Annotated in this window: 11 protein-coding genes; all 11 read left to right on the forward strand. The window is 42.9% G+C overall.

What is annotated here, in order from left to right; all coding sequences use genetic code 11:
* Positions 1-22: 22 nt before the first annotated feature.
* The 11 genes from AC0MA3_RS11840 to AC0MA3_RS11890 all read left to right on the forward strand — a co-directional run bounded on the left by AC0MA3_RS11840 (position 23) and on the right by AC0MA3_RS11890 (position 16,305).
* On the forward strand, positions 23-2,656 hold the full coding sequence (locus AC0MA3_RS11840) for a glycosylhydrolase-like jelly roll fold domain-containing protein (RefSeq protein WP_474656332.1): 2,634 nt from the start codon (positions 23-25) through the stop codon (positions 2,654-2,656).
* Between the two features lie 41 nt (positions 2,657-2,697).
* Positions 2,698-3,345, forward strand: a complete 648-nt coding sequence (locus tag AC0MA3_RS11845; RefSeq protein ID WP_474656333.1) for an acetate uptake transporter family protein — start codon at positions 2,698-2,700, stop codon at positions 3,343-3,345.
* 329 nt (positions 3,346-3,674) lie between these two features.
* Entirely contained in the window at positions 3,675-6,698 is a 3,024-nt protein-coding gene (locus AC0MA3_RS11850) for an S-layer homology domain-containing protein (RefSeq protein WP_474656334.1), read from the forward strand.
* Between the two features lie 227 nt (positions 6,699-6,925).
* Positions 6,926-7,060, forward strand: coding sequence for a hypothetical protein (locus AC0MA3_RS11855; protein WP_474656335.1), 135 nt, complete (start codon positions 6,926-6,928; stop codon positions 7,058-7,060).
* Complete coding sequence (locus AC0MA3_RS11860; RefSeq protein WP_474656336.1) at positions 7,057-8,028, forward strand: prolyl oligopeptidase family serine peptidase; 972 nt, start codon at positions 7,057-7,059, stop codon at positions 8,026-8,028. The genes AC0MA3_RS11855 and AC0MA3_RS11860 overlap by 4 nt, the downstream gene beginning before the upstream one ends.
* Before the next feature lie 252 nt (positions 8,029-8,280).
* Positions 8,281-9,114 carry an MBL fold metallo-hydrolase gene (locus AC0MA3_RS11865; RefSeq protein ID WP_474656337.1) on the forward strand — a complete coding sequence of 278 codons (834 nt, stop codon included), beginning with the start codon at positions 8,281-8,283 and terminating at the stop codon, positions 9,112-9,114.
* 504 nt (positions 9,115-9,618) lie between these two features.
* The gene (locus tag AC0MA3_RS11870; protein ID WP_474656338.1) at positions 9,619-11,307 is read left to right on the forward strand and encodes a sensor histidine kinase; all 1,689 of its coding nucleotides are present in this window, start codon (positions 9,619-9,621) and stop codon (positions 11,305-11,307) included.
* The gene (locus tag AC0MA3_RS11875) at positions 11,300-12,451 is read left to right on the forward strand and encodes a response regulator transcription factor (RefSeq protein WP_474656339.1); all 1,152 of its coding nucleotides are present in this window, start codon (positions 11,300-11,302) and stop codon (positions 12,449-12,451) included. Before AC0MA3_RS11870 ends, AC0MA3_RS11875 begins: the two co-directional genes overlap by 8 nt.
* Positions 12,452-12,589: 138 nt before the next feature.
* Positions 12,590-14,266, forward strand: a complete 1,677-nt coding sequence (locus AC0MA3_RS11880) for an extracellular solute-binding protein (RefSeq protein ID WP_474656340.1) — start codon at positions 12,590-12,592, stop codon at positions 14,264-14,266.
* Between the two features lie 158 nt (positions 14,267-14,424).
* Complete coding sequence (locus AC0MA3_RS11885; RefSeq protein WP_474656341.1) at positions 14,425-15,384, forward strand: ABC transporter permease; 960 nt, start codon at positions 14,425-14,427, stop codon at positions 15,382-15,384.
* A gap of 33 nt (positions 15,385-15,417) precedes the next feature.
* A complete protein-coding gene (locus AC0MA3_RS11890; protein ID WP_474656342.1) occupies positions 15,418-16,305 on the forward strand; it encodes a carbohydrate ABC transporter permease in 888 nt (295 codons plus the stop codon).
* The last annotated feature ends 69 nt before the right edge of the window (positions 16,306-16,374 follow it).

Raw genomic sequence — 16,374 nt, forward strand, 5'->3', positions numbered from 1 at the left:
TACCGAAGGGATAAGTCAGGCGATGCCAAACAAATTAAATGAAGTTTTATCCGGAAAAGAAGCCAACTATATATTACCTTTTTTTTGGCAGCACGGGGAAGATGAGGCGGTGCTGCGGGAAGAAATGGCCCGTATTTACGAATCGGGCATAGGCGCAGTATGTGTAGAAGCGCGACCCCATCCAGACTTTCTGGGACCTAAATGGTGGCGAGACATGGATGTAATTATAGAGGAAGCCAGCACTCGCGGAATGCGGGTCTGGGTACTCGATGACGATCATTTCCCGACAGGTAATGCCGCGGGCCGGTTAAAGGATGCATCGCATGATTTGCGCCGTGTATTTTTATCGAAGCTGCATATTGACGCAATTGGACCCAAGCGCAATGCTTCCTTTCTCGTTGCCGTTCCCCATCTTCCCGGAGTCTATGAGGCCGTGTCATCCAATTTGACAGTTATTGCAGTCAAACGAGATTCGATAACTGGTGAATTAATGGAGGAGACTTTTGATCTGACATCTCATGTGGTAAAAGGCAGATTGTATTGGGATGTGCCTGATGGCTGCTGGAGAATATTTTCGATTTTTGAGAATGCTACCGGAGGTGATCCCTCCAAACGGGATTATTTAAATCCGCTGGTAGGCGAATCGACCAAAGTCTTGATCGACACTGTATACGAAGCCTTTTATTCGCGTTACCAGGAATACTTCGGCGATACTTTTGCCGGATTTTTCTCGGATGAGCCGGGATTTTACAGCGGCAAGAGCGCAGTGATTACCAACTTTGACATTACTGTTGGACAGGATAAGGCAGATTTGCCGTGGTGTCCAGAGTTGGGACGGTTGCTTGAACAAGAATTAGGTGCTGATTATAAAAAACTTTTGCCCTTGCTGTGGCAAGCTGGCGGTAAGGAAAGAACTTCAAAGATACGTTATTGCTATATGGACCTGGTAAGTTCTCTGTATGCTAAACATTTTACCACTCAAATCGGTGATTGGTGTAGAGAACGGAATGTTGAATATATCGGTCATGTGATCGAAGATAATAATACGCACTCGCGATTAGGCCCTGGCAGCGGACATTTCTTCAGAGCTCTGGGAGGGCAGGATATGTCGGGGTTAGATGTTGTGCTGTGGCAGCTCAATCCCGGGTTCGATGAAATCCCTTCGGCTTGGGTTGCCGGTGAAGCGGATAACGAGTTTTTTAACTATGGTCTCGCCAAGATGGCAGCCTCACTGGCACATCTTGATCCGAAAAAAAAGGGCAGAACGGTGGCTGAAGTCTTCGGGGCATACGGATGGGTGGAAGGCTTGAAGCTGATGAAGTGGATGACTGACCATATGCTGGTGCGCGGTGTAAATCATTTCGTTCCGCATGCTTTTTCACCAAAGGAATTTCCGGACCCGGATTGTCCTCCACACATGTACGCCCGGGGACAAAATCCGCAGTACCGCTATTACAAATATTTAAACGATTATACGAATCGGATGTCGCACCTTTTGACTGGAGGAATTCATGTCGCTTCGGCCGCTGTTTTATATCACGCTGAGGCGGAATGGTCAGGTCATTATATGTACTTTCATAAACCGGTTAAAGAACTGATGCGTGCTCAAATTGACTGCGATGTGGTGCCATGTGATTTGATTCGTGAGGATGCGTCAGTTCACAACGGTAAACTGATTATATTGAATGAATCATATGACTGTTTGGTTGTTCCTTACAGTGAAGCCCTTCCGGTTGAAGTGTTGCAGCGATTCACAGAGTTAACGAATAACGGATTGCCTATTTACTTTGTTGACGGACTGCCGGCAAGAACGAGTGAGGGCGGCAGTGAGGAATACCTTGAGCAATTGAAACGCAGCAAACAAGTACAGAACGTAGCGCTTGAAGATTTGGCACAGAAGCTACAAGATTCAGGATTTAGAGAAATACTCACGGAAGGCAGCCATCCTTATTTGCGTTACCATCATGTCCGGCAGCAGGATATGGAGGTATATATGTTTTTCAATGAACATCCAATCAAGGAGATTCATACGGAAATCATTTTACCAATTAAGGATCAAGCACTTTTCTATGATGCATACACCAATACGGTTAGCCCATCAGGTGGTGTGCGGGAAGGAGATTATACCCGCATACCGCTAGAACTGGCTCCCTTCGAGTCTATCGTTGTATTATCAAGTGCAGGTCTGGAAGCAATTGCAACAGCACCGAGCTTGAAAGTTCAAGGTGCAGTGTTTCCCGTGGATACCTTATGGTCCGTCTCAACAGCCGTTTCCGAACAATACCCTGATTTTATCCCGTGGGCCGAGTATCAACAGCTGACCGATTTAAGTCAACCTGGGCTCCTTGAGTCGTTTTCTGGGACATTCCGGTATGAAACCTCGTTTAACTACGATGAGATATCACAACAACGATTGATCCTTGACCTTGGAGAAGTATTTGAGACGGCGGAAGTGTTCATCAATGGTACATCTGTCGGTGTCCGGATCAGTAGCCCTTACCGATTCGACGTAGGCGAGATTATTCATCCTGGAGAGAATCATCTTGTCGTTGAAGTAACCAATACTCTCGCGAAGCGGATCAGTGATTTTTTCTCTCGTGTAGCTCAGCATGAACCGAGCGGTCTTCTTGGTCCTGTCCGGTTGATTGCCCAATAATAATGAAATGAATGAAATTGCGATCAGAATTGAGGATAAAAATGATAGAAAATAATAAACATGATCATCCATGGGCTGATCCTGCTCCGGCAGGGTTGGTGGCTTTGGCGGTATCCTGTTTTTGCTTTTTTGCACTATTTACCGAGCGTGTGAGCGAGAATGCTGCTCCTCTTTTAGGATGGTGGCTGCTAGGCGGCTTTGTAATCCAGCTAATGGTTGGATTAATTGAATTGAAAAAAGGGAACACGGTCGGAGGCAATACCTTTCTCTATTTTAGCGCTTTTTTTATGCTGGTTGGCGGGTTTGAACAGCTCTTTAAATTTTATCAGATTAATAGTCAGCTTATATTGGATACCAGAATTGATGGTTGGGCATGGTTATGCTTATCCTTAGCATTAATGTTATTTACTCCGGCTTATTTTAAATCACCATTGCTCTTATGTCTTATCGTGATTATTTTAGATGTAGCTTTACCCCTATTGGCCTTGATCGATTTAGGCATTCTATCACGTCAATTTTCTTATATTTCCGGCTGGTTGCTTCTATTGGCCGGATTAATCGGAATCTATCTGGCTGCGGCTATAGTGGTAAATAACACGTTTAAGAATAAGATATATCCTAATCCTGACCCACTAATGAAGATTCTGGAACGTCCATACCGACCAAAAAAGAAAGCAATCGCAGAATAAATCTCTGGACGAAAAAGCGGAAAATATATATTTTTCGCTTTTTTTGTTCTTTTAAGCTTTCATTGTGCCAGCTTATATATATTTACCTAAATCAGCTTAAAAATGCGATATGCATGTTAACAATCCTCTATATCGCTGTCAAATACCTCAGCCTATACTAAATTCGGAGTGTGAGCGTTCAACCTATTCCCCAAAAAAATAATGTAAACGTATACATACAACTTGCTGAAGGGAGGTGAGGGAAAGTACCTATGAGTTCTGTATATAAGAAAACATGGGAGGTTTGTTTGCAAGATTCAAATAATTTGAAATAGGGAGAGTGTTATCGAATGAGAAACAGCAAGCTGCTAATTTGTCTTACTCTATTTGCCTTGATTATTTTTCCGTTGGGACAATATGCCAATGCAGCAGATGATTCGAAACCAGCTGAAACTACCTCATTGTTTGATTTAAATGTGCAGGGATATTTTGCACAAGCATTTTCCAAGAAGATTGATTTGAATGGAACTCTGGAATATTCACCTCTTGCAAACTTTATGATGAATATGATGACCGATGAAGCTAAGACGGCATTGGCAAGTTTACAAAAAGTTGGCGATATTTATGAAAGTGCAAGTGTTACTTTCTATCCGGATGGAAAAGTATGGATTGCATATAAATTATCAAATACATTATATGACGCTTTTAAAAGTGTTAACACCAATCAACAGCAGACAGTAAACGTATTGTCTGATTCTTACACGGTTGATATTGAGAACACAACTGTTAAAACGAAGGATGATACCTTTAAGATGAATTTGGAAAATGGCTCGCTATCCAGAACATCTTCTTTTGTTTTAAGTGAAGTGTTCTCCATAGATCAAGAGGTGGTTGCCCCCCCTCAGGAGGAAGCGCCAACAGTTGCTTACAACGTAATGAAAGATATTTCGTATGGAAACGATGAATCGGATCCAAGTACAAAAATGGATATATTTGTACCCAAAAATATAGATACCAGTAGAAATAACGGTGCTTTCATTCTTATTTACGGGGGAGGCTGGACCGGTGGCACTAAGGAAGGAATGGAGGGTGTAGCAGAGCCTTTTGCTTCCGCAGGATATGTGTCAGTTGCTATAAATATGCGAAATGCTTTTGTTAATGAGACTACTCAAAAAACTGAAGTAACCGTTTACGATATGTTGAATAACGTTCAAGACAGCATAAAAAAGCTAAAGGAATTATCCGATGAGCATGGCTGGAATATTCAAGAGATTGCTATGTTTGGTGGCTCTTCCGGAGGAAATATTGCGATGAACTATGCGTATTCCAGGGGAAGTGATATGCCATACTTCGATACAAGTGTGGTTTTACCAGTAAAGTTTGTGGTGGAAGAGGTAGGTCCGGTAGATATGCATGAATCCGCCTGGTATGGGGATGAAACCTGGCCGGATCGCAGCATGATGACTCAGCCGGGTGCTGGCCCGCTGTATGCCCTTTTATTAACGGGGGCGGTGAATAATCCGAATTTAACAGAGGAAGAAAAGGAATTCTATATCAATTCCATGTCTCCTGTACACTACGTTCAAACAAATGGGGGTTTACCCACTGTGATGGGATACTCCAAGATTGATTATATACAGAATCCAAACAATGGGAAAACGTTAAAGGGATATCTGGATAACAAGAACATCAGGAATGATTTATTTACATTCCCCAAATCGATTCATGGGTTTTATGCTGATCCTGAAGAAGCCAAAATGTTTTTTGATAAGTCACTTGAGTATGCAGAGAAATATTTCAACGGAACCACAACCATTGTCGACTTCACGGTAAAATCAACAACAACAACCACAGCTACATTCGATTGGCCGGCTGCTGCCAGAGGAGCAACGAAATTGACGATAGAGCAGTCGCCGGCGGGGAAAAATCTCTGGTCGGCTAGCTTGATGGGGACGATTGCGACGGATGCCATAAGCGCAATTGTCACAGGATTGAATCCAGGAATCGGCTATGATTTTCGGTTGGTTGTCACTGGTGGCGCGAATACAGGTAACTCGAATGTAGTAAGCGCGATTACCAATGTCGTTGCATCAGAAACTCCAGCGAACCCGTCTGCTGGAGGTATTGATTCTGTCGCTGTGGATCCAGATTTGGCGAAGCTGGGAACCACTACCACAACAAAGCGAAATGGCCAAAGTGTCGCTACAGTCAAACTCGATCAGAAGAGAATTGAAGCTCTGCTTGCAACAACAGGACAAGGAGCAGTTCTTACGATTCCTATGACTATGAATACCGAAGTCGCAGTAGTTGAGTTAAACGATCTAACCATCGCCGCACTGGGAAATAAAAATGCGGTTTTGGAACTTCGCACGGATCGCGCTGGCATCAAACTTCCAGTTCAACATATCATCAAGGCTCTATCCAATCAGGTTGGCAGTGCCTCCAATAAAGATCTTAACGATGTTACAATACAGATTGAAATCTCGAAACCTGGACAGGATTCAATGTCTATCGTTAAGAATGCCGCAAAAATTGGTGGATTTACGCTCATAGGCTCTCCGGCTGAATTTAGAGTTAGAGCTTTACATGAAGGCATAACAATAGAAATTACAAGCTTTAATGCTTTTGTTGAACATTTTATTGCCATTCCTGAAAATACGGATCCCAAATCGATTACCACAGGAATTGCCATTGAACCTAACGGTACGGTACGCCATGTACCCACCAAAATTGTTGTTAGAGACGGGAAGGTTTACGCTCAAATAAGCAGTTTAAATAGTGGTTTTTATTCCATGGTGTCACACCGGATTATCTTTAGCGATATATTAAATCATTGGGCGGAAGATGTGGTCAGTGACTTGAGTGCCCGTATGATTCTGGATGAAGCCACCAATGACCGATTTAATCCGAACCAGGAAATAACCAGGGCTGAATTTGTGGCTATCCTGACGAAAGGGCTGGGGCTACAGCATGAAGGAGGATATGTCCCGTTTGGTGATGTAAGCCGATCTGATGTGTATTACGATAAGATTCAGACTGCATACGCCTTTGGCTTTATTACCGGATTTAAGGATGGATTGTTCCGGCCGTATGCCAAGATAACAAGGGAAGAAGCAATGACTATTACATCCAAGACTATGGTAATTACAGGTCTGAAAAATAAGCTTGGCGAGCTGTCAACCAACTCCATGTTGGATCCATTTACCGATTCGGAGAACATATCAGAATGGGCAAAAGACGGAATAAAGGATTGCTCTGATGCAGGTATCATCATAGGCAGAGATAACTCTGTTCTTGCTCCTCAGGCTCCTATCACAAAAGCCGAAGCCACAGCAATTGTACAGCGGTTACTGAAAAAGTCAGAACTGATTTAACTGTGAAAAAGGGCACCGGATCTCGTTTCCGATGCCCTCTTCGCGTATTTAATAATTTAATAAGGTTAGAATATCTTTGTTAGATCTTGTTACATATTCACCTTTCTGTATCATTTTCTTCTCTGGTATTGATTCTGACTTTATACGATGATACATTTGTAACACAAAAAAAGTTACAGCTGTTGCATGTAAATTGTCAACGGTTAAATTAGAAAGGGGATTAAGAGATGACACTTAGACAAAAGCGCGTCGTTATTTTAGTTGCTGTTATTATCGTAGCCGCTGTTTTGGGAAGGCTTGCGGTTCGGGTATTTTTGAATACTTTACTCGGTGGCACACTGTTCGGAGGTAACTTTTTATGAATAACAAAAAGACAGGGAAAAAAAGAGTATTATGGGGATTTATATACGTGGGAGCTTTCATTGCTGCATTTGCGGCTTCGGCCATCATTAAAATGACATATAATCCACTGTCTGGAGAAATGCAGGTGGACTGGAATGAATCTGTTGGCCGTGTATATACAGATATTGCATACGACAAAAAAGAGCAGAACAAATTTGACCTGTATGTTCCAGCGGACAATACAAAGAAAACTTACGGTCTTGTGGTATATCTTCATGCTGGTGGCTTCTCAACCGGTGACAAAAGCGATGATGCCAATATGCTGAAATGGCTCACTTCAAAAGGTTATGTCGCCGCAGGAATTAATTATACGCTGCGTAATGATGCTAACCCCGAAGCCAGCGTATATAATATGTCTCAGGAAATCAAAAGCAGCATTCCTGTTATAAAAGCAGAAGCTAAAAAATTAGGCTACAGTTTGGATAGAATGGCGATATCCGGTGGATCAGCGGGCGGGACTCTGGCGCTATTGTATGCCTACCGTGACGCAGCTACCTCTCCACTCCCTGTTAAAATGGTCTTTGAGATGGTTGGACCGCCCAGTTTTTATCCAGAGGACTGGACCACCTACGGTTTAGATAAGAGTCCAGAGGCAGCGGCAGATTTATTCAGCTTGATGTCTGGCAACACCATCACAACCGATATGATAGGAACGCCAAAGTATGAGGAAGCAATTAAAGATATTTCACCGTATATGTGGATTGATGAGAACTCTGTACCTTCATTGGTTGCCTATGGAAAGTACGATAAAGTAGCTCCCTTTAAATCAGTAAGACATCTGGTTAAAGCTTTGGAGGTAAACAATGTCCCTCACGATTATTTCGAGTTTCCCCATTCGGGACATGGTCTGCAAAATGACACTAAGATTTATGCGAAATATATAAAAAAGTTAAATGAGTATCTGGAACGGTATATGGAAAGTGAATAAAATATTCGTATGAGATGAGATTATCGAGGAATTATCTCTCTGGGTAGAATTTAAAGCACCTTTCAGTTTATGTCCAAGTTAATTCGGGATATGAATGAAAGGTGTTTTTCTGTAAAAGTCGTCTAACCAATATTACAAAGTCGTCAAAGCAATAGTTGGCAAATCAAAAATTCTGTAGGATAGATTTAGGGATTTTCGACATTCTTCTCAAACTCAAAATACATATTTCTGAAAGGAGCTAATCTTATACTTATGATGTATATAGAATATGAAGATTCAGCTGGTTTTTTTGCCGTAGAAGTTAAACCGGATATTTATTTAATCGGATGCGAAGTTGTAGAGAACGGAGTCCACTGGGGCCGCAGCTTAGAGTTTGGGAGTCCTACAGGGAATTCCTGGTTGATTAAGGGGAAAGAAATTTCACTATTAATTGATTCGGCGCTACCGTTGCCGGGGTTTAAAGCTTTTGCAGAACAAATCGCACAAACACCGGTACAATTGGTGCTCTCCCATACTCACCCCGATCATATATACCAGCTAAATGAGTTTGATGAATGCTGGATTCATCCCGATGATGAGGGACTCCTCAAGGGAGAATACGGATTAAATGCATACGAGGGCATTCCAGAAAACATTCATTATCTGCAAGAAGGAGATGTTATGGATATCGGCAATGGCCATGCTATTCGTATTTTTCATGTGCCTGGGCATACAGACGGAAGTATCTTGTTATTGGATGAAAAAACAAAATCTTTATTCACCAGTGATACGATCGCCAGACGCTTGTTATATGGACTGGGGAAATGGGTTCCGCTCGACCGGTTAATCCATGATTTAGTGAGAATCAAAAATTTAGATTTTACTTCTATATATACCTGTCATGATCGTGCCCCACTGTCAAAAGCATTTATTGATTTTATGATTGAAAGTCTTAAGCAACTCCCTCAAGCCCGCCAAAGAATAGAACTTCTTGGACAGGAGTTTATCCATTTAGTACGGGGAGACGAGAAAGAAGAAACATATTTTGATTTTGTGGTTCCTGCGGCAAGGAGAGAAGAGTGTGTTGAGGCATTGAGAAAAGTATAAAATGAGTTAGCTTGATAAGCTTGGGTAAAACCGGGAGGACTTCAAAAAAGTGTAGGTAAAGGTTTAAAGATTATAATCAAACGCATTTTGCCTGAATGCTAAGACGTTGTCTGTGCCAATGATGGTGTTAATGGTTACCATATGACACTAGAGCTGAGTCCCTATATCGTTATAACGGATTTTCGTATGTTGAAACGTGAGCGATTAGATACGATAGAAATATTTTCATCTAAGTGCGTAATGTCAACCTTTATTATACTTATGAAGCAAGTAAGATGGGGCAGCTTATTTTTAGATAAGCTGCTTTTCTTGTTGAATTAACATTAATGAGAATTCAATTTCATTTTTGTGAGCGCTTGCAGGTGTAACTCTTTAATATGCTTAATAATAGGTGCAATAATAGAAGAGTGTAGTTGCTGCAAGAGAGGGTGTGTATCAGTGAAGGGAAGAAGATTTAACCTGATAATGAATTATCTTCAACAGGCAACAATGAAAAAGAGGATCATGTTTATATTTGCGAGCGGCACCTTGGTTCCCTTTATTTGTGTCGTACTGCTCTCTTATCATACGATGTCTTCGATTCTGGCCGGTAATCTAGAGAGTAGTGTGCGCAGCAATTTGAAGCAGGCGGAACTGTCTCTTGAAAGAACAATTAGCAACCTGAACCACGTCTCCCAGCAGCTAGCACTGCAAGGCAGCATCGGCAAGAAGGTAGATTCTCTGTTATCCTCTGGCAACCAATATGAACGAGCTGTACTGACAGAAGAAATTAATACGGAGTTGAATCTGATCTCATTTACAAATCCCACGATTGGTTTGATGATGTACTATTCCCAAGTCAAAGGGTCTTATATGTTCAACAGCTCTATTGTGAAGGAGGATTATAAGATTAACGGGTTACCACTGCTTGCCGAGTATTTTAGAATCTCTTACTTTGGACCTCATGTCAGCAATGAACGCTATAATGATGAGTATGTGGTTTCAGCTCTCCGTAAAGTGGATCTACCCGGGGATCCTGATGATATGTATGTGTACGTTGAGTCAGGATTTAAGATGACCCCTTCAATCTTTGAAAGTAAGCTTGAGGATACTTCATACTATCTGATTCTGGATAACGACAAGAGAATTGCATACAGCGATGTGCCTGTAGATTTTGCCATGAACCGTTACTTTAATGATAGTGAGGGAAATAATGGTTCAGGGTTAGAGAACGGATATTATTGGTTTGAGAGCATAAGCAATCAGGGATGGAGTGTCGTTTCGCTCATTCCAAAAGACGAATACAACAAGGAAAAGAACCGTTGGGTTATGCAAATAATCTATTTGTTTTTACTGTTTCTTGCTGTCAATCTTCTAATGGCTTGGTTTCTTTGGAAAATGGTTTATGTTCCACTACAGCAATTTAATCACACGATTAAATCAATTACACAAAAGAATACGGCTACTATTGAGGTTCCGCGTATCAAAATACCGGAGTTCGATTTTCTGCTCAAACAGCTACAAAATATGAAAAACCAAATATTAGAGCTGATCCAGGAAGTAGAGCTCAAAGAAAAGGGAAAAGCGAATTTAGAGGTAGAAAAGCTACTTTATCAAATTAATCCACATTTCCTGATGAACACCTTGGATACTGTCCACTGGCTGGCGGCGATGAACGGACAAAAGGAGATCGACAAGCTGGTGATCTCGCTTAACAAGCTGTTGTATTACAATCTGGGCAAAAGAGGGCAAGTCTCAACTATACGTGAGGAAGTTGATTCTGTTAGACAGTATTTAATGCTTCAACAGGTAAGGTATGATTTCGTCTTTGATGTGCGGATTCATGTGAATGATGATGTGCTGGATATCACAGTTCCAAGATTTATTTTACAGCCGATTCTGGAGAATTCGCTCTACCATGGGCTGCATGATGAGGGATATATCCAGCTGGAAGTGGGGAAGGTTGAGGGACAGATTATTATATCTGTCTATGATAACGGAGCGGGCATTTCAGAAGAGGAAATCGGAAATCTGCTTCATCAGAAGCAGGTTGAACAGCAGCGGGCGGGTATGGGTATAGGAATGAACTATGTCAAACGAATGATTGAGAATCAATATGGTAACCTAGCCAGTCTGGAAATACAAAGTGAGCTAGGCAAAGGAACGACGGTCTATTTGAAATTACCAAGTTTGGAGGTGTTGCCAAATGATTAAAGTTCTGATTGTGGATGACGATAATCTGGTGCGGAAAGGGCTCATATCGATGCTTCCCTGGAACGAATACAGCATGGAAGTGGTGGGTGAAGCCAAGAATGGCGAAAAGGCTTTGGAGTTCCTAGCCGGACAAAATGTGGATTTATTACTTACCGATCTGGCGATGCCTGTCATGTCAGGGATGGAACTCATGCGGATTGTACGGAAGGAATATCCCCGAATATCAATAGTTGTGCTTACGCTTCATCAGGATTTTGAATATATACAAGATTGTCTGAGACTAGGGGCTATTGATTATATAGCCAAAGTTGAGCTGGAGACGGACAATTATGATGAGGTTATGGGCAGAATCAGAGCAAGAGTTATGGAAGAGAAAACAAAGCATGCGATTCTGGTTGCAGGAGAAGGGCTGGAAGAGAACCAGATCAACTTCTATGATTCTATTCCCGTATCCAAGCAAGATGATGTGAACAAAGAGAAATTTTCCTTACCTCGGGTAGTTAACGAAGGAGAGCTGACGGAATTGAAGAAGCATGGGCTAGCGCTTGGCTGGGTACATCGGAAATCCGAGTTTGACAGCTTTCTGGAGCATATAAAAAAGGTGGCATTGCCACCTGGTCGTTTGGTGGCCTTTCTGAATTCACTGCTCCCTGCTTGGAACAGAATCTATACTTCGGTAACCAAGCAGCAAATCGAACTGCCAGCTACCTTCGGTGCTTGGTTCGAAGTGGAGGAGTGGTTATATCAGGTGAGAGCATCATTAGCTACTGCTATAGGAAAATCCCAATATTCGTCAGAAGTCAAGGAATGCATCGCAAGGGCAGTACAAATTATGCATGAAGAGTTGGCCGATTCTGTCACCGCTTCCGGACTGTCTACACGAGTGAACATGAGCCGCAGCTATTTCAGCCAGTGCTTCAAAGACATAATTGGCATGACCTTCAATGAGTATCTGCGTTCAATCCGCATAGATAAGGCAAAGGAATATTTGAAGTATACGCAAAAGAACATGCAGTGGATTTCCGAGCATACGGGGTATACGGACCAGAAATACTTCAGTCGTGTGTTTTTTGAGAAAACGGGCATGCTTCCGAGTGAATATCGACAAGCTGCTCAGTCCGGAGTGCAAATGTCCGATTTATAGGGGGAGAAATGTCTACTGATCTGGCACAATCTTCCCCCATATCTCTACCTAAACTGACATCCGCTTTTTATTACGAATACGCTCCTATCATATATACTCAGTTAACAAGGTACCATTACTGAGAGAAGGGAAGGAAAGATGAAGAGAACCCATGGGATCGTTCTCCTGATCGTCATGCTGATAACTGTAAGCGCGTGCAGTACAAACAGGCATTCCATCTCAAACAACGTTCAACAGTCCAGGCTGCTTCCCGATTCATCAGGTAAATATAAGGAGCCTATTACTATCCATATTGGCACCACTGTCGAGTCTACCAAATCGTTGCTGGAAGGTGAAACCCTTGTTGATAATCAATATACGCGAAATATCAAGAATAACTTGAATATCATTATCGATTACTCCTTTAAAGCCTCGCCAGCAAATTATAATCAGAAAGTAAGTCTGGCCATTGCCAGCGGTGATTTGCCGGATGCGATGGTTGTAGGTCCTGTAGAGCTTAAAGAGATGGTTGAGGCTGATCAGCTAGCGGATCTCACAGAGGTTTATAATACGTATGCCTCGCCAGTTATCAAGCGAATTGTCGGCAGTACTAATGGAGAAGCTCTGAACAGTGTAACGTTTGGCGGAAGAATACTTGCTCTTCCCAATGTGCAGCTATACGCAGATGGGGTTCATCTCTTATGGCTCCGCAAAGATTGGCTAGACAAGCTTCATCTGGAACCTCCTCAAACGATGGAGGAGTTTGAAAATGTTGCCCGCGCTTTTGTTGAACAAGATCCAGATGGTAATCATAAGCCGGATACCATAGGATTGGCCGGACCCAGCTCGACAGGGAAGCTGTATGCGAATTTTCTGCATTCTACCAACACGCTGTATGGTTTTGACGGTATTTTTGCGGCGTATAAAGCATATCCGGGCTATTGGCTGAAGAATAACGGTAAGGTGATATACGGCTCCATTCAGCCGGAGACGAAGGAAGCCTTAGGAAAGTTAAGGGAAATGTATCTTGCGGGTCTGATAGATCCGGAAATGGGAGTGCGAGAAGATCCGGGTGAACGCATTTCCGCCGGTAAGACCGGGATGTTTTTCGCACCTTGGTGGGCGCCCTATGGGCCGATAGATGATGCAATCAAGAACGATCCCGAGGCTAATTGGCAGGCATACGCGCTTCCGCTTGACCTGGACGGCAAGTATCGGCCGCATATGAGTACAACGACAAGTCAGTTTGTGGTTGTCCGTAAAGGGTATGAGCATCCTGAAGCAGCGATGTTAATCCTTAATAATCTGGTGCTTGGGGAAAGCGAAGGGACCTTCACCACCGAAAGAGGTCCTACGGAGTATCCTCTACGGTTAACTTATGCGGCAGCTGATGAGACGGAATATGAAGTAAAAGCACTCCGGCATGTCTTTGCAGGGACTAAAACTGCTGAAGATTTCCTGGATAAGCCTGAATATAAAATGCTTCAATCCGATATCCGGGATATCGGATCTGTCAAGCTTGGACCTTACGACAAATATGATATACAGTATTGGGATCCTAACAAGAACAGGGCTATGTGGATTCGTGCCTACTCTTTAATGGTTGGCGGATCACCGCTTGTAGACAATGAGATTAAGGGAATATTCAGTGCCACCTATACCCAGACCCCAACGATGGAGAGCAGGTGGTCCAAGCTCCAGCGGCTTGAAGATGAGACCTTTTTGAAGATCATTCTCGGCGCTGCTCCTCTGGATGCTTTTGACCAGTTTGCAACCGAGTGGATGAAGCAAGGAGGAGAGCAGATCATCCGGGAAGTAAATGAACTTAATCCATAACTTTAGTCATGATGATTCTCGCCGTGGCCCCGGAGTTGCTTACGGTGCCACGGTCGGGAGTTACCAAAGAATTAGTTCCGGTAGCGGCCTTCCACAATCTATTAATGTAAAAATATTTAATATGAGTTAAATTTTAATTTGAATGGTGGAGGAAAACTATGGATATCAATACTGCAACTAAACCTGTGGTGGATGTAAAGCCCCCAAAGCGGTTCCAAAGCAAAGACAAGTATCAGTTATTTCTAATGGCCCTACCGTTTCTGATCCTGGCCTTTCTATTCTCATACTTGCCGCTTTATGGCTGGATCTATGCCTTTTATGACTACCGCCCCGGAATTCGGCTCTCTGCTTCCGAGTTCATGGGCCTGGACTGGTTCACTTCAATGATATCCAACGAAGTTCAGCGACAGGAAGTTTTGAGAGTGCTGCGCAACACCTTCGCCATTAGTTCATTGAATATTGCGACTTCGGTTTTACCGGTCATCTTTGCAGTCTTTCTGGTTGAGCTAAGAAGCACTCGGTTCAAAAAGATTGTACAAACACTTACAACACTGCCGAACTTTATCAGCTGGGTCCTTGTGTATTCATTTGCCTTCATGCTGTTTTCGGTAGACAATGGTTTCCTGAATAATTTGCTGCTGGATTTGGGCTGGATTTCAAGACCGCTGAATGTTCTCGCTTCCGATGATCATACTTGGATGGCGATGACCTTATGGAGTATATGGAAGGGGCTAGGCTGGGGTGCAATTATGTATATTGCCGCCATCACTGGAATTGATCAAGAAATCTATGAGGCAGCGAGGGTCGATGGTGCAGGACGCTTCCGGTTAATGTGGCATGTCACGGTTCCGGGTATTATGCCTACCTTCTTCGTGCTGTTGCTACTCTCAATCGGTAACTTTATTAATAACGGTATGGAGCAGTTCTATGTATTCCAGAACGCTATGAACACCAACCATATCGAAGTGCTGGATTTGTATGTATACAATATTGGAATGACGAATTCAAACTTTGGGTTCGCGACAGCAGTAAGCATGTTGAAATCACTAGTTAGTCTATTCCTGCTGTTCATAGCTAATAGCATGTCCAAGCTCATTCGCGGAGACAGCATCTTTTAAATCTAAAAGACAGAAAAGGGGAGAATCGACATCATGCCTGCCAAAGAAAAATTCACCTTGTTCCATTTCATTAATTATGCCGTGTTTGCGGTCGTCACGCTCATTTGTGTCTTTCCGTTCTATTACCTATTCATCAATACAATCAGCAATAATGACCTCAGCAGCAGGGGGCTGGTCATGTTCTATCCGAAGGATATCCATTTCACCAATTATACGGATGTCTTCAAAATTCCCGGTTTAGGCCAAGCCGCACTGATGTCGGTAGGGCGAACGATGATAGGGACTGTACTGACGGTTGCGGCCTCCGCCTTTCTGGGCTACCTGTTCACCAAGCAAATGTGGGGACGCAAATTCTGGTACCGCTTCCTGGTCATTACGATGTATTTCAATGCCGGTCTGATTCCTTGGTATTTAACTATGCTGAATCTAGGTCTGACCAATAATTTCGCTGCGTATATTCTGCCCTTCATCGTTCAGCCTTTCTTTATCATTCTGGTCAAAACCTTCGTAGAATCTACACCTCCTGCCCTGCAGGAATCTGCGCAAATAGACGGTGCTGGTTATTTCAAGGTTTTCACAAGCATTATCTTTCCGCTTATTACACCCATTTTGGCTACCATCGCTATCTTCTCGTCGGTTACCCAATGGAACAGCTTCACAGATACACTTTTCCTGGTTACGGATCAGAAACTGTTTACACTTCAATTCATCCTATACCGCTATATGAATGAGGCCACCTCAATAGCCCAATTAATGAAGCAGTCTACAGGTGCTGTAGATCTAAATCTGGCCAATATGGCCACGCCGACCTCCATCCGCACAACAGTATCAATGGTCGTTGTACTACCCATTCTACTGGTGTATCCGTTCTTCCAGCGTTTCTTCGTCAAGGGAATTATGATTGGCGCAGTTAAGGGTTAAAGGCCGCGCTATTCTTGAGGGAGGTGAGGCTCATCAGCTGATAGGTGTCCATATCCGAAAATAGTCTGA

The organism is Paenibacillus sp. LS-5, from assembly GCF_056121505.1.